Source organism: Actinopolyspora xinjiangensis, from assembly GCF_900104475.1.
In the GTDB taxonomy this organism is placed as follows: Bacteria; Actinomycetota; Actinomycetes; order Mycobacteriales; family Pseudonocardiaceae; genus Actinopolyspora; species Actinopolyspora xinjiangensis.
The window spans coordinates 432,958-450,046 of the sequence record NZ_FNJR01000002.1; the positions used below are offsets into that span (position 1 = coordinate 432,958).

Genomic DNA, 17,089 nt, shown 5'->3' on the forward strand with positions numbered 1-17,089 from the left:
ACGTAACCGATCTTCGCGTGGTGTGAACAGCTCTCTTATCGAGCCGTTATCGAGCCGGCGCGGTTCCCGGCGGCGTCCCGCTCGGCCTCCGCACTCCGCTCGAACCGCTTGAGCTGGCGGTGGCGCAGCAGTTTCGCCGACAGCTGGCAGCCGAACACGAGCAACATGCAACCGAGCCGTGGCCAGGGCGACTTGACCCGCCAGGTGACGTAGCAGAACACCAGCAGCATCAGTACCGAGAGCGCGTACAGCGCCAGCTGGAGCTTGGTGTGCTTCGGTTCGGACACGTGATCTCCGGTTCGGTCGGGAGATGGGAGCCCCGTCAGATCCCGTCCCCGGTCCGGCCGGAGCGGTACTTGCCCGGCCGCAGCGTCGAGCGGTCGGGGAACCCGAACCGCCACTTCTCGGGCCTCATCGGCCCAGTGGCGGCCGATTCCATGGTCGTGAAGCGCCGCAGCAAGAATACCGATCCGGCCAGCACGACCGACGCTGTCGACAGTTCCAACCAGATCGGGAAATTCAACAGGTTCATGGCGAGGACCCCCGCCGGTCCCGGCATGGCGCCCACTATCCGCCAGAAGTGCTCCCGCCGGGAAAGCGACTGGAACACCTTGTTGTCTCGTCCCATGAGCGACTCCGATGCGTAACCCCTTCGAGGAGGACATCACCTCTCGAAAGCGGTGGTCAACTTCGACAGTGGTGCGTCCGATCACAACGGTCGGCACCGACGGCTGGGTGCGCGTGCTACCAGCTGTCGGAGCGCTGGAGGCCGCACCGGGATGTGCGGCAGTAGAGGAGAGCGAAGGCGGAAGGCCCGTCAGCCGTACAGCTTTCTCGCGTACTCCGCGCCGTAGTAGTGCTCCAGCTCGGCCAGGCTCTTGTCCGGGCTCTCCAGCGTCTTGGCGATGTTGGGGCGCGAGTCCACCGCCCGAGGGTTCCAGCTCTCCGGGTTCCAGAGGTCGGAACGCATGAACGCCTTGGCGCAGTGGTGGAAGACCTGCTCCGTTTCCACGACCAGCGCCAGCGTCGGACGGTGCCCCTTGACCTCCATGCGTTCGAAGAACGGCGCCTGTCGCACGATCCGCGCGCGTCCGTTGATCCGCAGCGTGTCGCCTCGCCCGGGCAGCATGTAGAGCAGTCCCACGTGCGGATTGCGCAGCACGTTGTGGAATCCGTCCGCGCGACGGTTGCCGGGTCGTTCCGGCAGCGCGATCGTGGAGTCGTCCAGCACCAGGGTGAATCCCGGCGGGTCCCCTTTGGGGGAGACGTCGCAGCGACCCTGTTCGTCCGAGGTGGCGACCAGGCAGAACGGTGAGTGGGCCAGCCATCGCTTGTCCAGCTCGTGCAGCCGGTCGCGCTCCTTGTCCAGGGTGCGGCGCTGCGGCTCGCCGACGAGTTCCCGCAGTTCCGCCTCGTCGGTGACCTCGACGTAGGCCGTGTCGGGGGCGTTCTCCTCGGAGTCCTCCCGTGAACCGTTCATTCCGCTCCTTCCGACGAGATCCGCCCGCCCCGGCAACGGTAGTCGTGTACCGCGGGGCGGGCAGTGATCCCGGTCATGATGGGACGGAACTTCCGGGCCGGAGACCGGCGGCGCGGTTTCGGAAGAGTTTCCGTCGATAAGGGAGGTAGTGCTACCGGGGTTTTTCGATGAAGCGTGTCCGGGATTCCTTCCCGGCTTCTTCCACCGAGTGTTCTTCCGACGTGGTGAGCAGGGGGCTTCTCGGCGCGGGAAGCACCGGTCGGTCACTCACGCGACCCGGCGTTCCGTCCGGAGAGGACGGAGTGGCCGGAGCACTAGATTCCCGCCAGCAGGAGCAGGGAACCGGGGGTGTGGTCGTCGGGGAGTTCGAGGAGCTCGTCCAGCACCTCGCACACCGGACCGCTGGAATGCCACCAGGTGGTGTTCGGCGCGAAGACGTTCTCCTCCCAGCTCGGCATCCTGGTCGCCGTCACGTGGTCCTCGGACTCGAGGCGCACCACGTCGATGACGTTGTCGTGTCCGCGCACACCGACCAGCGCGAGCAGCTCCCCGCGGGAATCGGTGGACTGCATGAACTGGAACCCTCGTGCCATCAGCTCACGCAGCCGCGTGTCCGAATCGCACTCGGTGTCAGTTGATGAAGTCATCGAATTCCCCGTCCTTCGCTCCGGCCACGAACGCGGCTATCTCGGCGCGGGTGTACACGAGCGCGGTGCCCTGGGGGTCGCGGGAATTGCGCATGGCGACCTGATCACCGTCGAGCGCGGCGACTTCCACGCAGTTCCCGATGGCACCGCTGTGCCTGCTCTTGCGCCACCGCACCCCGGGCAGCTCGGCCGCTGAGGTGCTGGTGCGGGGCATGTCGTTCATAAGGTCACCTTTTCTGTGCGGTGTGCATCTGCACGTGCACAAGATCGTGCCAACCGAACCCCGGGAAGGCAATGCAGTTGCACGTGCAGCTGCACGAATACACACGATCGTGCGAGACTGTTCAGGGGTACCGGGCGGGGAGTCGTCACGGTACGCTGTGGCGGAACTGTGTCGTCACGACAGTCCGGCAAACCGGATCGTCCTTCTGTCTGTCGCACCGTGCGGTTTTGCTGGGCGATCGCGCGAGCCGACCGACTCGGTCGAACCGGAGGCGATCGCCGGAATCGGAGCCCCGAACGGGCCAATCGAGTAACATTGTGTGATCGGCGGCCCGGTGTTTCCACCGAGCCGCCGCGAAGCCGGATCCGCCGCCTCACCACACGAACCGCTTCCCCGGACCGACGCTCGCGGTGCCGGGCCCGGGCGCCCGACCGGTGTCCGTTCCGGGAACGGAAAGCCCTCCGGCGCCTCCACCGGTGCGGGCGACAGTCCCGTCAGATTTCCGCTCGCACCTTGTGCAGCAGTTTCCTGGAGGTCTCCGGAGTTTCCGCGTCCACCGTGAGATGGTCGAAAACCCTGCTGTACTGCTCGATCTCCTCCGGTTTGTCCAGGTGCAGCGCTCCCGCGAGGTGTTCGACGTAGACCAGGTTCGGAAGTTCCGGTTCGGCGAACCGCAACATGCTGAACGACCCCTCGGCGGCGTAGCCGCTGAGCCGGTAGGGCACCACCTGGAGGGTGATGGTCGGACGCTTGGTCATTTCCAGCAGATGGTCCAGCTGCTGCCGCATCACATCGAGCCCACCTATGGGCCGGTGTAACACGGACTCGTCGATCACGACCCACAACCGGGGAGCGTTGGGGCCGCTGAGCAGTTTCTGCCGCTGCATGCGCAGCGCCACCCTGCGCCGGACGTGCTCGTCCGCCATCTCGGGTCTGCCGTGACTGGCGATCGCCTTGGCGTAGGGCTCGATCTGCAGCAGTCCCGGAACGAACTGCAGCTCGTAACTCTGGATACGTGAGGCCGACTCCTCCAGCCCCACGTAGTCCTGGAACCAGTCGGGCATCAGATCGCTGTAGCGGTTCCACCAGCCGGGCTGTTTGGACTCGCGAACCATTTTCAGGAACGGTCGCTGCTGCTGTTCGTCGGTGACGCCGTAGCACTTGAGCAGATCGCGGACGTCGCGTTCCTTCAGGCTGACCTTGGCGAGCTCGATCCGACTGATCTTGGACTCGGAACCACGAATCTCGTCGGCCGCCTGCGCGCGCGTGATGTCGGCGGCCTCCCGCAGCCTGCGCAGCTGTGCACCCAGCACGATTCGCCTGGCGGTCGGTTTCGGACGTTCCTCGAGGCGTTCGTCATCCGGGTCGCCGGAATCGACGGTGGTCATCGCCACTCCTGTTCGTCGGTGTACACACCGGATTCACGCTTGCTCGCGGCAGTCGCCGGTGAACTCGTTCGGGGGCATTCGATCCCGCATTCGCTCCAACCGAAGTTCTGCCGCACGGTTTCGTGAGATTACCTCCCTGTGCTTGCATTTACCGCGTGCGTTGGCGCTCCTACGCCGAGTGCACCGTCCGACCCTGTACCCGACCCCTGACACGAGGTTGAGATGACCGAAGCAGGCTCCCCGCCGGAGAGCGCCACTCCGATCCACATCGACACGAACAAGGCGAGTATCGCCAGGGTCTACGACGCTTTCCTCGGTGGCAAGGACAACTACGAGGTCGACCGGCGGGTCTTCGAGGGAGTCAAGCAGGCTGCCCCCGAGGCGGCCGATCTCGCCTGGGACAACCGCGAATTCCTGATCCGGACCATCCGCTTCCTGGCGAGCCAGACCAACGTCAGGCAGTTCCTCGACTGCGGCTCCGGGTTACCGACCGCCGAGAACACCCACCAGGTGGCGCAACGACTCAACCCCGAGGCGAGGGTCGTCTACGTCGACAACGACCCGGTGGTGCTGGCGCACGGCCGCGCGCTGCTGGAGGAGAACGAGCAGACCCACTTCAGCCCCGCCGACATCTTCGACCCCCGGAGCGTCCTGGAAGACCCGGTGGTCAACGCGCACCTCGACTTCTCCGAACCGCTCGCGCTGCTGCAGGTGGGAACGCTGCACCACTACATCGGTGACCGCGACCCCGGCGAGATCATGCGGGAGTACGTCGATGCCCTGCCGTCCGGTTCGTTCGTCGTGCTGAGCCATTTCTACGACCCCGAGGACGGTGGCTACTACAGCGAGTTGGCCCAGCGGATGGACGACCGCTTCACCCACAGCCCGATGGGCAGCGGGAAGTTCCGCACGCAGGAGCAGATCCGCGGCATGTTCCCGGGGTTGGAGCTCGTGGACCCGGGACTGGTGCTGTGCTGCGACTGGTGGCCGGACGGCCCCCGGTTCAAGAAGCAGCCCGAAGTGTCCAACTGCATCGTCGGAGCCGTGGGCCGCAAGCCCTGACCGGAACCCCGGCGTTCGGTGCGGGATCTCGCCGGTCTCCCGGCAAGGCCCGACCTCCGGCGGACTCCGGCGCCGAGTCGGGCCTTCTCCCGGTAGTGCGGAGGAAACCGACAAGACCGACGGACTCGGTGGCCGGTTCGCGTGGCACGCCGTCCGGGGTGGAGCGCGGGGCGCTCGGTGCTCGGCGGTACGGCCTCTCAGCCGAGGACCTCTTCCGGTGCGCTTGCGGCGAGCACGGCAGCGACCTCGGTGATCCGTCCCGGGGGCAGATCGGCCCGCGCCGTCAGGCGCAGCCGCGCCGAACCGTCGGGAACGGAGGGAGGACGGAAGCAGCCCACTCGCACGCCGCGGCGCAGGCACTCCGCCGCCCAATCCACCGCGGTGTTCGCCTCCCCCACTGGAATGCCCAGCACCGCCGCCCCGGGGCGTGTCGCCGGTACTCCGCGTCGTACCAGCTCCCGGTACAGTCCTTCCGCCACCTCGCGGACCCGTGAGCAGCGCCGGGGATCGCCCCACAACACCCGCAGCGCCGCCAGCGCCCCCGCGGCCGCCGCCGGAGCCAGGCCGGTGTCGAACACGAAGGTGCGGGCGGACTGCCGCAGGTGCTCGATCACGCGGCGCGGTCCCAGCACCGCCCCGCCCTGCGCGCCGAGTGCTTTGGACAGTGTCACCGTGGCCACCACGTCCGGGGCGGTTCGCATGTCGAAGGCCGCCAGCGCGCCCGCTCCGCCCTCGCCGAGCACCCCCAGGCCGTGCGCGTCGTCGATCAGCAGCGCGGCGCCGTTCGCGCGGCACACTCGCAACGCCTCCCGCAGCGGAGCCGTGTCGCCGTCCACCGAGAACACCGACTCGGTCAGCAGCAGCCCCTCGTGCGGACGCCGGACCAGCTCCGCTTCGGCGGCTCTCGTGTCCAGGTGGGCGACGACGCGCACCTCTGCCCGCGAGAGCCTGCAGCCGTCTATCAGCGAGGCGTGGTTGTGGCTGTCCGAAACGAGCAGCGAATTCCTCCCCGACAGTGCGGTGATTACCGCCAGGTTGGCCGTGTAGCCCGAGGAGAACACCAGCGCCGACTCCGTGCCGCAGAACTCGGCGAGTTCGTCCTCCAGTTCGGTGTGCAGCTCGGTGGTGCCGGTGACCAGCCGGGAACCTCCCGCTCCGGCGCCCCAGCGCCGCGCCGCGCTCGCGGCGGCGTCGGTGACGGCGCGGTGGTTCGTCAGGCCCAGGTAGTCGTTCCCGGCGAGGTCCAACACGTCCTCCTCCGCCGACCTCACCGGCGGTCTCCTGGTCAGCCCATCGGCCTCACGGCGTTCGGCCTCCCGGTCCAGCCGGTCGAAGACCGTTCGCGGGTCGGGGGGCTCGGTAGGGAAGGTCGAAGGGGCCATGCCGCCGAGCCTGCGCGAACGGCGGAGCGGTGGACAGTGGTCACCGCGCACAACCTCGCGTGCCCGGATTTGTCCCTCCCGCCAATGGGAGACCCGCTCCACTCGGCGGCAGCATTCCCGTGTGCTCAAAGCTCTGTCGGACACGCCGCTGACCGCCGAAGAAATGTCCAATTTGGACAGAAATCACGTCTGGCACCCCTACTCCGGGATGCCCACCTCCCCGGAACCGCTGCCGGTGGCCTCCGCCGAGGGAGTAAGGCTGCGGCTGCGCTCCGACGACGATGAGGAACGGGAGCTGATCGACGGCATGTCCTCCTGGTGGGCGGCCATCCACGGCTACCGCCACCCCGAGCTCGACAACGCCGTTCGCGAGCAGCTCGACCGGATGAGCCACGTGATGTTCGGCGGTCTCACCCACGAACCCGCCGTGCGGCTCGCAGCGAGCCTGGCGGAGATCACCCCCGAACCGCTGCGGCACGTCTTCCTGGCCGACTCCGGCTCGGTCTCGATCGAGGTCGCCGTCAAGATGTGCCTGCAGTACTGGCGCGCTTGCGGCCGCCCCGGGAAGCGACGGCTGCTCACCTGGCGAGGCGGTTACCACGGGGACACCTGGCACCCGATGTCGGTGTGCGACCCGGAAGGCGGGATGCACCACCTGTGGCGCGGCAGGCTGCCCGAGCAGCTGTTCGCGGCGGCCCCGCCCGCGGGGTTCGACGCCGGGGCCGAGCCCGACTACCTCGAGCACCTCGACGACGTACTGCGACGGCACCACGACGAGCTGGCCGCGATCGTGGTCGAGCCGATCGTGCAGGGGGCGGGCGGAATGCGGTTCCACTCGCCCGAGTACCCGCGCCGGTTGCGTGAACTGGCCGACCGCTACGACGTGCTGCTCGTCTTCGACGAGATCGCCACCGGGTTCGGACGTACCGGTGAGCTGTTCGCCGCCGACCACTCCGGTGTGGCCCCGGACGTGATGTGCCTGGGCAAGGCGCTCACCGGTGGTTACCTGAGCCTGGCGGCCACGGTGTGCTCCGAGCGGGTCGCCACCGGCATATCCCGGGGGGACGTGCCCGTGCTGGCCCACGGCCCGACCTTCATGGGAAACCCGCTCGCCACGGCGGTCGCCCTCGCCTCGCTGCGGGTGCTGCTCGACGGGGACTGGCGGCGCGATGTCGACGCGATCGAGGCGGGGCTTCGCCGTGGGCTGGAACCCGCCCGCCGAACGCCGGGGGTGCGCGATGTTCGGGTTCTCGGCGCGATCGGCGTGGTGGAACTCGACCACGAGGTGGACACCGCCGCCGCGAGCCGCGCCGCGATCGAGCACGGCGTGTGGCTGCGCCCGTTCCGGGAGCTGATCTACACCATGCCGCCGTACGTGATCGGGCAGGACGACCTGGCCCGCGTGACCGAGGCCGTCCGCGCGGCCGCCCAGGTGGGATGAGGATGTCCGGCGACACGTTGTTCGTCACCGGAACCGGAACCGACGTGGGCAAGACGGTGGTCACCGCCGCCCTGGCCGCCACCGCGCGCGGTTCGGTGGCCGTGCTCAAACCGGCCCAGACCGGTTCGGGGGAGGACGGCGACCTCGTCGAGGTCGAACGGATGACCGGGGGCGGGATCACCACGCTCGAACTGGCACGTCACCGCGACCCGCTGGCACCCGCCGTCGCGGCGAGGCGGGAGGCGGTGCCACCGGTCACCCCGGCGCGGATCGTGTCGGCCGCCGAGGAACTGGCGGCGGCGCACGATCTCGTGCTGGTGGAGGGAGCCGGTGGTCTGCTGGTGCCCTACGACGATTCCGGCGGCACCCTGCCGGACGCGGCGGTCCCCCTGGGCGCTCCGGTGCTCGTGGTGTGCCCGGCGGGGCTGGGCGCGCTGAACACCGCCGCGCTGACCGTGCGCGAACTGCGGCATCGGAAGCTGGACTGCCCCGGTCTCGTGGTCGGGAGCTGGCCGACCGCTCCCGACCTCGCGGCGCGGTGCAACGTGGTCGACCTCCCCTCGGTGACCGGCGTCCCACTGCTCGGGGCGCTGCCGGAGGGAGCCGGTCGGCTGCGGGACGAGGAGTTCCGCACCGTCGCCCGGGCGGGGCTGGCTCCCTCGCTCGGCGGGGAGTGGGACGCGGCCGCCCTCGGCGCCCCGTCGTGACGCCTCCGGGCGTCGGGCGTCTCGCGGGCATCTCCGCGTCATGGAACGGGCCCGGTTGGGGGCGTGGTCGGCGCGCGGAAGTGTGTGCCGGTGACCTCCTGGGTGTTACCTTCGTCACGTGGATGGGAGATCCCCGAGGATTCTGGTCATCGGCGCGGGCGTTTCGGGCCTGACCACCGCGGTGGTGCTCGCCGAGCGCGGTCACCGCGTGCGGATCAGAACGACCGAGCACCCCGCCGACACCACCTCGGCGGTGGCCGGGGCGATATGGGGACTGAGTCGGCTTCGTCCCAGGGAGCGCGCCGTCCGGTGGGAGTGGCGTTCCCACGAGGTCTTCCTGGAACTCGCACACGATCCGAGCACGGGGGTGCACCTGACCCCCGGAACGGTGGCGAGCCGTGAACCACTGACCACCTCGTGGCTGGAGGAGACCCGGTCGAGGACCGACCTTCGCGAGTGCGGGCCGGACGAACTCCCGCCCGCGTTCACGGCCGGGGTGCGTGCCACCCTGCCGCTGATCGACATGCCCCGCTACCTGGAGTACCTGCTCGGGCGGTTCCACGATGCCGGCGGTGAGCTGGTCCGCAGCCCGGTCCCCAGCCTGGCGGACGCCGCCGAGGAGAGCCCGGTCGTGGTCAACTGCACCGGGGTGGGCGCTCGGGAGCTGGTCGGCGACGCCGGTGTGCTGCCCGTGCTCGGCCAGCACGTGGTCGTGACGAACCCCGGGGTGGCGGAGTACTTCGTGGAACTCTCCGACACCGGGTACTGGGCCAGCTACATGCCGCACGGTGACCGGCTCGTGTTGGGAGGCGTCGCCGTCCCCCACGCCTGGGACCGTGTCCCGAACCGTGAGGTCACGGCGGGAATCCTGCGTCGCTGTGCCGAGATCCGGGCCGAGCTGCGCGACGCCGCGGTCCGAGACGAGATCGTCGGTCTGCGGCCGAGGAGCGAGACCGTGCGGCTGCACGTTGAACACTACGAAGGCGCCCGCATCGTGCACAACTACGGTCACGGGGGCGACGGGGTGGCGGTGTCCTGGGGGTGCGCCCAGGAGGCGGCCGAGCTGGCGCTGGCCGAACCGGGGGCCTCGCCTACCGGGTGACGCACGAGCGGTACCGGGCTCCACCGTGCTCCCACCGGGGCTGCCCACCGGAGAACGGCACCGACCGAGGAGGATACCGGTCGCGGGGCCGACCGCGACCGTGCGATGCAGTAGACTCCCGCCCCGCCACGGGAGTCCAGTGCGCTGGGCTGAGAGGAGGACACGGGGTCCTCGACCGTCCTACCCGAACCGGGTAATGCCGGCGCGGGGAGGCGTGCGATCAGCTCGGTGTCGCACTCGTGGTGTGACCACGGGAGGATCGTTGAGACGCAGTACCGCACGTCGAACGCGTGCCGCGCTGGCAGTGGCCGTCACCCTGCTGATCGCGGGATGCTCGCTCACGGGCACCGGCCGGGACCGGGAAACCCGAACCGTGACGCTGGTCACGCACGATTCGTTCGCCATGAGCGACGAGCTCCGGCAGCGGTTCGAGCGGGACTCGGGATTCGAACTCCGAATCCTGCGCAAGGGGGACGCCGGGGAGCTCACCAACGAACTGGTGCTCACCAGGGATGCCCCGATCGGCGATGTCGCCTTCGGAGTCGACTCCACCTACCTCTCGCGCGCACTCGACGAGGACGTGTTCGCGAGCTACCGGCCCGAAGGGGCGGCCCACATCCCGATCAAGTACGCCCTCGGCGCCAACGAGCGCCCCACTCCCATCGATGCGGGCGACGTGTGCCTCAACATCGATCTGCGCTGGTTCGAGCGGCACGACGTCCCGCCGCCCGAGAAGCTCGCCGACCTGGTCGAGCCCCGTTACCGCGGCCTGTTCGCGGTGCCCAACCCGGCGACCTCCTCTCCCGGGCTGGCCTTCCTGCTCAACACCGTCGACACCTTCGGCGATCCGGGGTGGCGGAACTACTGGCGGCAGCTGCTGGACAACGACGCGCGGATCTCCTCCGGCTGGCAGGAGGCCTACAACCAGGACTTCTCCGGCTCGTCAGGGGAAGGCCCCCGACCCATCGTGCTCTCCTACGCCTCCTCCCCCGCGGCGGAGATCGGTCCCGACGGTCAACCGCGCACCAGGGCACTGCTGGACACGTGCTACCGCCAGGTGGAGTACGCCGGGGTCCTCAACGGAACCGACACCCCGAAAGGGGCGCGGGAACTGATGGACTTCATGCTGTCCTGGCAGTTCCAGTCCCGCATCCCCGAGCAGATGTACGTCTACCCCGTGGTGATGGGGGTCGAGCTCCCGGAGAGCTGGCAGCGGGCGGCTCCGCTGCCGGAGTCCCCCAACCAGATGAAACCGGAGCGGGTGGAGCGTAACCGCGCCGAGTGGATACGCCAGTGGCGTTCCCTGGCGACGGGATGACGCGCGAGCGCGGAACCCACGCGGGGCCACGCCCGCGCGGCCACGGCGCGACCACGACCGCGGGCGCTGTCCTGGTGCTGGGATTCCTCGGCGTCTTCTTCGCGTGGCCCGTGGTCGCGATCCTGCGCCTCGGGCTGCGCTCCGGGATCGACGAGGTACTCACCCGGCCGGACACCTGGCGGATCGTCGCCTTCACCCTCGGCCAGGCGGCGGCCTCCACGGTCGTGGCGCTGCTGGCGGGGATGCCGCTGGCCTACGTGCTGGCACGGGTCCCCGTGCCGGCCAAGGCCGTGCTGCGTGCGCTGATCACCGTCCCGTTCGTACTTCCCACCCTCGTGGTGGGGATGGCCTTCCGAGCGTTGCTCGGGGTGTCCGAACCCAGCGCCTGGGCGATCGTGCTGGCCAACGCGTTCTTCAACATCGCGGTCGTCGCCCGCACCGTCGGCGGGCTGTGGGCGCAGCTGGATCCCAGGGCCACCGACGCCGCTCGCGGCCTCGGTGCCGGTCCGTTCCGCGCTTTCCGCACCGTGACGCTGCCCGCGTTACGCCCGGCCCTGTGGTCGGCAGCGGCGGTGGTCTTCCTGTTCTGCTCCACCAGCTTCGGGGTGGTGCTGGTGCTGGGAGGTGGGCGCTACCGGACGCTGGAGACGGAGATATACCTGCGCACCGTGCGACTGCTCGATCTGCCCGGTGCGGCGGTGCTGTCCCTGCTGCAGTTCGCCGCCGTGCTGGCCGCCCTGGCGGTGGCCGCCTTCGCCCGGCGGCGACGCGAATCCGCGCTCACCCTGCGCCGCGCCAGGGGGGCCACGCGACGCCCCAGCGGTGTCGAGTGGGTGACGGTGGCGGCGGCGGGCGCCGTGCTCCTCGCGCTGGCGGCTCCGATCCTCGCCCTGCTGGTGCGCTCGGTTAGCTCCCGCACCGGTTGGACACTGGCCGGATACCGCGCGCTCTCGGGAACCGGGGGAGTGCTCGACGTGTCGGGCTGGCAGGCCGCCTGGAACTCGCTGCGCGCGGCGACCGACGCCACCTGGATGGCGCTGCTGCTGGGGATCCTGGCCTGCCTGGTGCTGACGAGCCTGCGCAACCGCTGGGCGACCGAGCTCATGGACGCGGCCCTGATGCTTCCGCTGGGCGTCTCGGCCGTCACGGTGGGATTCGGCTATCTGGTCACCCTGCACGTGCTGCCCGGTGATCTGCGGACCTCTCCGCTGCTGGTGCCGTTCGCGCAGGCCCTGGTGATCACACCCCTCGTCATCCGGACGATACTGCCGGTCCTCCGCTCGGTGGACCAGCGCGTTCGCTCCGCCGCCGCGACCCTGGGGGCGGGGCCCTGGCGGATCCGTCGCGAGGTGGACCTCCCGTTGGCGGGACGCGCGGTGGTGACCGCCGCGGGCTTCGGCTTCGTCGTCGCCCTGGGCGAGTTCGGCGCCACCGGATTCCTGGCCCGCCCCGAGGCGCCGACCCTGCCGGTGGCGATCAGCGCGCTGATCGGTCGCCCCGGCGAGTTGAACACGCAGATGGCCTACGCCGCCTGCGTGCTGCTGATGCTGGTCACGGCGGGAGCCGTGCTGGTGATCGAAACCCTGCGTTCCGACCTCTCCGGGGAGTTCTGATGCGCGCCGCACTGGGAGACGCCGAGACCGGTCCGGTCCCGCCGCCAACCTCTCGGGAACGGGAGGAGGGGCTGCGGCTGGAGGGACTCACGGTGCGCTACGGCAGTACGACCGCGCTGTCCGGTGTGGACCTGGTGGTCCCCCGGAACGAGGTGCTGGCCGTGCTGGGGCCCTCGGGGTGCGGCAAGACCACCCTGCTGCGCACCGTGGCCGGACTGGAGCGCCACTCCCAGGGCGGGATCAGCTTCGACGGCGTCGACCTGTCGCGGGTGCCGGTGCACCGGCGCGGTTTCGGCATGGTCTTCCAGGACGGCCAGCTCTTCGGGCACCGCGACGTGGCGGGGAACGTGGACTTCGCGTTGCGGATGCGCTCGGTCGGCAGGCGTGAGCGCCGCGAGACCGTGGCGCGGCTGCTCGAATCGGTGGGACTGGCGGGGTACCAGCGACGACGGGTCGCCGAGCTGTCCGGCGGGCAGGCCCAGCGAGTCGCCCTCGCCCGTGCGCTGGCGGCCGAACCGCGGCTGCTGCTGCTGGACGAACCGCTCTCCGGGCTGGACCGCATTCTGCGGGAGCGGCTGGCCGTGGATCTGGCACGCGTCTTCGACCGCGCTTCCATGACCGGTGTGCTGGTCACGCACGACCACGACGAGGCGTTCACCCTCGCCGACCGCGTGGCGGTGCTCATGGGGGGACGCGTCGAACAGCTCGACACCCCGTGGCGGCTCTGGCACCGGCCCGCCACCGAGGAGGTGGCCCGCTTCCTGGGGTGCGGCACCGTACTGACCGCGTACGCCGACGACGAGGCGATCTCGTGCGCGCTGGGTTCGATCCCCCGTCCCGAGGACTGTCCGACCGGGCCGGTCCGGTTCGGACTGCGCGCCGCCGGGCTCCGCGCCGTCCGGTCAACGGGGCGATCCGGTACGGGAGAGCCGCGCGCCGTGGTGCGGGAACGGCTGCACCGGCACGATCACGTGCGGCTGACGGTCGATGTCCCGGAGGACCCCGGTCTCGGGGAACTGGAGGCGGTCACCGCCCACGGTGACCTCGCCGAGCTCGGAGAGGAGGTCACGCTGACGCTCGACTCGACCGGGGTGGCCGTGATCCCCGAGAAGTCCCGAAGCCGGGATTCGGTCGGTTGAACACGGGAGGAACAGGCTCTCGGAAAACGCTTCGCCCGGACGCCCGGTTCGCTCGTACGGTTCCGGTATGCGCGAGGACGACCGCACCGCCGAGCTGGTCGAGGACAACCGACGGCACTGGGACGAACGGGTACCGATCCACACCGCGAGCCCGTTCTACGATCTGAACGGGTTCCGAGCGGGAGAGGAGGTCCTCGACCGGTTCCAGCTCGACGAACTCGGCGACGTGACCGGGCTCGACCTGGTCCACCTGCAGTGCCACATCGGACTGGACACGCTGGGCTGGGCGCGCCACGGCGCCAGGGTCGCCGGGCTGGACTTCTCCGCCCCTGCCGTACGCACCGCCACCGAGCTCGCCGCCGAGGTGGGGCTCTCCCACCGCGCGCGTTTCGTCGCCGCCGACGTCCGCGACGCGGTCGACGAACTCGGCGCGGACGGGTTCGACGTCGTCTACACCGGCGGCGGCGCGCTGATGTGGCTGCCCGACATCGTCGAATGGGCGCGCACCGTGGCCGCTCTGCTCCGCCCCGGCGGGCGGCTGTACCTGGTCGAGTTCCACCCGCTGACCGAGGTCCTGGACGACGAGCACGGGGCCACCGTCGATCGCGACTACTTCACCCGGCGGCCGCGCACCTACGACGCGCCGGGTTCCTACGCCGACTGGGAGGCGGAGACCACGCACAACACCGCGACCGAGTGGCACCACACCGTCGGTGACGTCGTCAGCGCCATCGCGGGGGCGGGGTTGCGGATCGAGTTCCTGCACGAGCACGACACGATTCCGTTCCGGCGCTACGCGGCGCTGGCCACCGACGGGGCGTACTTCCACTACCCCGAGGGGAGGCCGCGCCTGCCGCTGATGTACTCGCTGACCGCCGCCAAACCGCGCCGGTAGCTCGCCTCCACCCGGCGGAGCGCGGCGGAATCGCCGCCCCGACGCCGGGAGACGGCGGGGCGGTGTGATGGCGGGGCAGCGTGCCGCTCAAGCGATCCGCGCGGCGGCGGTTCCCAGCCCGGTCGGTCCGAAGCTGAAGCCGCCGGGGTTGGCCACTCGTCGTAGTTCGGCCTCGGTGTAGCGCACACAGCGGCGGTGCCACTCGTGGATGCCCGACATCCAGTCCTTGAGCTCGTCCACGTGGCGTTCGAGCTGTCGCCGCACGTGCTCGTCGAGGTCGAACTGCTCGTACAGCCCGGGCAGCTCGTTGGAGACGATGTGCTGGAACTGGGCCATCCGCGAATTGGCCAGCTCTCCCACGACGTCGCGTGCCCGCTCCTGGTGCACGCCCAGGAAGTTGCGCACCACCAGCACCATGTTGTGCAGCTCGCCCTCGAACTCGACCTCCTTGCGGTAGGAGAACAGGTCGTTGACGAAGCACGCGTAGTCCTGTGCGGCGGTGTCCAGCTCCCGCAGTGTGCGCGTGCGGTAGACCTCCGGCGGTACCGTGTTCTTCGCCGAGAGCCGGGAGAGGCTCATGGTCATGTCCGAGCCGAAGGTCCTGCGGCGCATCTCGATGTAGTCCACCGGGTCCGGTACCCGGTTGCCGGCCTGGTTGTCCAGCTCCCAGACCCAGCTGGAGGTCATCTCCAGCACGGACTTCCGGAACTGGCCCCGTGCGTCTTCCGACATCGGTTCCGCGGTTCGCCACCACAGGTCGGCCAGTCCGCGTTCGATCGGGTTGCTCGGTTCCGGCGTCGCGCTCATGTCCAGCGGCATGAAGGTGGCCAGTCGCTCGTGCAGGTGCTTGGCGGCCGCCACGTTGCGGGTGGTCCCGAAGACGACCGGGAAGTAGTCGTCACCGTAGGTTCCCCAGGCCAACCAGTCCGAGGACAGCTTGAGCTGGTCCAGGTCCGCGTCGGCGTGGATCATCGAGGCGCAGTGTGGCAGGTCCAGGTTGACGAACCGCTGTTCGTCCCACACGCCTCCCAGCTCCACACCGGGCACGGAGTCGAACATCCCCATATCGCGCGCCCAACCGACCGCGTAGACCCGGGCCGTGTCGATGTGCGGACTGGTGCGGAAGGCGTACGGCATGTCCAGTTCGGGCAGGGGCAGTTCCCCCACCTTTTCGAACGGCCGGTGAGAGTGCTGTCGCGTGCGGTGCGTCATGCCCGTCGCCAGGGACGAGACGTGCACCCTGCTCGCGGAGGTTCCCAGCCCGTTCGGCCCTCCCAGCACCGGGCTCTCCCGGGAGCCGAGCTGTTCGTTGTTGTAGCGGCTGGACTTGGCGTGCCACTCGTGACCACCGGATTGCCAGTCCTGCAGCCCCTTGACGTAGGCGGCCACCCTCGCCTGTTCGTCGAGGGTGAGCGCGTTGTCGGCGAACAGGACGGGCACCTCGTGCAGCGCCGCGTTCTCGAACCGCTGCGACCGGGAGGTCAACAGGTCGTTGACCAGCTCGGCGGCCTGTTGGGTGGAGCAGTCCAGGAAGCGCTCGAACACCAGCACCGCGTTGGAGTTCTCGCCTTCCTCGGCCACCTCTCGCTGGTGGGAGAACAGGTCGTTGCGCAGGTGCACCGCGTCCGCGAAGGTGTCCGAGAGGACCTCTATCGGGCGAAGTTCGGTGATGTGCTCCGGCAGTTCCGCGTTGACGGCGCACTCCACGAGGTTGGCCGACCACGGCGCACCCCCCACTCTGCGCCGCATCTGCATGTACTCGATCGGATTGGCGATCCTGCCCCGGTTGATGTTGTCCAGCTCCCACATCGACTCGACCATCAGGTTGTGGGTGCTGCGGGTGAACCGCCTCCGCCAGTCGGGGGACATCGACGGGGCGGTGCGCTGCCAGAGGTCGTGCAGTCCCGCTTCCGCGGCGTTGGCGGGCTCCGGGGCGTGTTGGTCTCCCTCGGGCATGAACAGGTCCAGCCGGTCCAGGTACTCCTGCGCGCCACGCAGGTCGCGGGAGTACTTGAACTGTTCGAGGAAGTCGTCGTCGAAGAAGAACACCCAGACGTACCAGTCGGTGATCAGGTCCAGCATCGGCCCGTCACAGTCGGGATGGGTGTAGGCGCACATCAGTGCGTAGTCCATCCTTTCCAACGCTTCCCGGTCCCAGATCACACCACCTCCCGGACTGGGAGCGTCCAACATGCCCATTCGCTCCGCCCACTCGGTGCTGTGTCTGCGGGAGCGCTCCAGATGGGGATTCAGTCGAGCGGGATGGGGCAGGTAGAACTCCGGATAGGTGAAAGCGACCATCGGTCCGCCTACTCTGTCGACTCCGGGATGCCGAAGAGCAGGTTGGCAATTCGGAGTAGTGCGTTGCTACGGCCATCCGAGCGATGCTCATGTTCTATCGGGTGAAATCCAGCCGCCGATCGGATCGACCGAGCTGGTGTCCGTCGGCGACCGTGCCGCCACGGTCGCCGACTCACGGCGTCGTCGATCCCGCTCTGCCGGCTCGGTTTCCACGAGACCGCCCAGGCCACTTCGACGCGGTGCCGAACTCCTACCACCCTCGTGATCGGTGCCGCCGCGGGTTCTCGCGTGCGGTTCTCGTGAGGATGCCGGAGACGTTGACCCGATGCCTCCGGCCCCGTAGCGAGAGACGTGCGAGATATTCCGCCAAGCGAACACCCGCGGAAACCGA

At 69.4% G+C, this 17,089-nt stretch carries 16 protein-coding genes and 1 riboswitch; of the genes, 8 read left to right on the forward strand and 8 right to left on the reverse strand.

Annotated elements, in window-relative coordinates; all coding sequences use genetic code 11:
- Positions 1-35: 35 nt before the first annotated feature.
- From BLQ75_RS04625 to BLQ75_RS04650, 6 genes are all read right to left on the reverse strand, one after another.
- Entirely contained in the window at positions 36-287 is a 252-nt protein-coding gene (locus tag BLQ75_RS04625; protein ID WP_092598184.1) for a hypothetical protein, read from the reverse strand.
- A gap of 35 nt (positions 288-322) precedes the next feature.
- Entirely contained in the window at positions 323-628 is a 306-nt protein-coding gene (locus BLQ75_RS04630) for a hypothetical protein (RefSeq protein WP_092598187.1), read from the reverse strand.
- Positions 629-817: 189 nt separating this feature from the next.
- Positions 818-1,480 (reverse strand): pyridoxamine 5'-phosphate oxidase family protein, encoded by a 663-nt coding sequence (locus BLQ75_RS04635; RefSeq protein ID WP_092598190.1) that lies wholly within the window; start codon positions 1,478-1,480, stop codon positions 818-820.
- A 314-nt stretch (positions 1,481-1,794) separates the two neighbouring features.
- A complete protein-coding gene (locus BLQ75_RS04640) occupies positions 1,795-2,127 on the reverse strand; it encodes a hypothetical protein (protein WP_092598193.1) in 333 nt (110 codons plus the stop codon).
- The gene (locus BLQ75_RS04645) at positions 2,111-2,350 is read right to left on the reverse strand and encodes a DUF397 domain-containing protein (RefSeq protein WP_092598196.1); all 240 of its coding nucleotides are present in this window, start codon (positions 2,348-2,350) and stop codon (positions 2,111-2,113) included. The genes BLQ75_RS04640 and BLQ75_RS04645 overlap by 17 nt, the downstream gene beginning before the upstream one ends.
- A 494-nt stretch (positions 2,351-2,844) precedes the next feature.
- Positions 2,845-3,738 carry a helix-turn-helix domain-containing protein gene (locus BLQ75_RS04650; RefSeq protein WP_092598199.1) on the reverse strand — a complete coding sequence of 298 codons (894 nt, stop codon included), beginning with the start codon at positions 3,736-3,738 and terminating at the stop codon, positions 2,845-2,847.
- 222 nt (positions 3,739-3,960) lie between these two features.
- Here BLQ75_RS04650 and BLQ75_RS04655 point away from each other — a divergent pair, with 222 nt between their 5' ends.
- Entirely contained in the window at positions 3,961-4,800 is an 840-nt protein-coding gene (locus tag BLQ75_RS04655; protein ID WP_092598202.1) for an SAM-dependent methyltransferase, read from the forward strand.
- A 197-nt stretch (positions 4,801-4,997) separates the two neighbouring features.
- Here the strand turns inward: BLQ75_RS04655 and BLQ75_RS04660 are convergent, their stop codons facing one another.
- On the reverse strand, positions 4,998-6,182 hold the full coding sequence (locus BLQ75_RS04660) for an 8-amino-7-oxononanoate synthase (protein WP_092598467.1): 1,185 nt from the start codon (positions 6,180-6,182) through the stop codon (positions 4,998-5,000).
- A gap of 163 nt (positions 6,183-6,345) precedes the next feature.
- Between BLQ75_RS04660 and BLQ75_RS04665 the strand changes: the two genes are divergently transcribed.
- The 7 genes from BLQ75_RS04665 (at position 6,346) to BLQ75_RS04695 (ending at position 14,397) form a co-directional block, all read left to right on the forward strand.
- The gene (locus BLQ75_RS04665) at positions 6,346-7,623 is read left to right on the forward strand and encodes an adenosylmethionine--8-amino-7-oxononanoate transaminase (protein WP_092598470.1); all 1,278 of its coding nucleotides are present in this window, start codon (positions 6,346-6,348) and stop codon (positions 7,621-7,623) included.
- A gap of 2 nt (positions 7,624-7,625) precedes the next feature.
- Positions 7,626-8,330: a dethiobiotin synthase gene (gene bioD / locus BLQ75_RS04670; RefSeq protein ID WP_092598205.1), complete on the forward strand. Its 705-nt coding sequence runs from the start codon at positions 7,626-7,628 to the stop codon at positions 8,328-8,330.
- A gap of 118 nt (positions 8,331-8,448) precedes the next feature.
- The gene (locus tag BLQ75_RS04675; protein WP_211481153.1) at positions 8,449-9,432 is read left to right on the forward strand and encodes an FAD-dependent oxidoreductase; all 984 of its coding nucleotides are present in this window, start codon (positions 8,449-8,451) and stop codon (positions 9,430-9,432) included.
- Between the two features lie 118 nt (positions 9,433-9,550).
- Positions 9,551-9,660, forward strand: a riboswitch (TPP riboswitch).
- A gap of 34 nt (positions 9,661-9,694) precedes the next feature.
- A complete protein-coding gene (locus BLQ75_RS04680; protein ID WP_092598207.1) occupies positions 9,695-10,750 on the forward strand; it encodes a thiamine ABC transporter substrate-binding protein in 1,056 nt (351 codons plus the stop codon).
- Positions 10,747-12,363 carry an ABC transporter permease gene (locus BLQ75_RS04685; protein ID WP_092598476.1) on the forward strand — a complete coding sequence of 539 codons (1,617 nt, stop codon included), beginning with the start codon at positions 10,747-10,749 and terminating at the stop codon, positions 12,361-12,363. The genes BLQ75_RS04680 and BLQ75_RS04685 overlap by 4 nt, the downstream gene beginning before the upstream one ends.
- Entirely contained in the window at positions 12,363-13,502 is a 1,140-nt protein-coding gene (locus tag BLQ75_RS04690; RefSeq protein WP_092598210.1) for an ABC transporter ATP-binding protein, read from the forward strand. Before BLQ75_RS04685 ends, BLQ75_RS04690 begins: the two co-directional genes overlap by 1 nt.
- Positions 13,503-13,569: 67 nt before the next feature.
- Positions 13,570-14,397 (forward strand): class I SAM-dependent methyltransferase, encoded by an 828-nt coding sequence (locus BLQ75_RS04695; protein ID WP_092598213.1) that lies wholly within the window; start codon positions 13,570-13,572, stop codon positions 14,395-14,397.
- 87 nt (positions 14,398-14,484) lie between these two features.
- On the opposite strand, the gene BLQ75_RS04700 is transcribed toward BLQ75_RS04695, so the two are convergent.
- On the reverse strand, positions 14,485-16,698 hold the full coding sequence (locus BLQ75_RS04700; protein ID WP_092598216.1) for a terpene synthase family protein: 2,214 nt from the start codon (positions 16,696-16,698) through the stop codon (positions 14,485-14,487).
- Positions 16,699-17,089 lie beyond the last annotated feature (391 nt).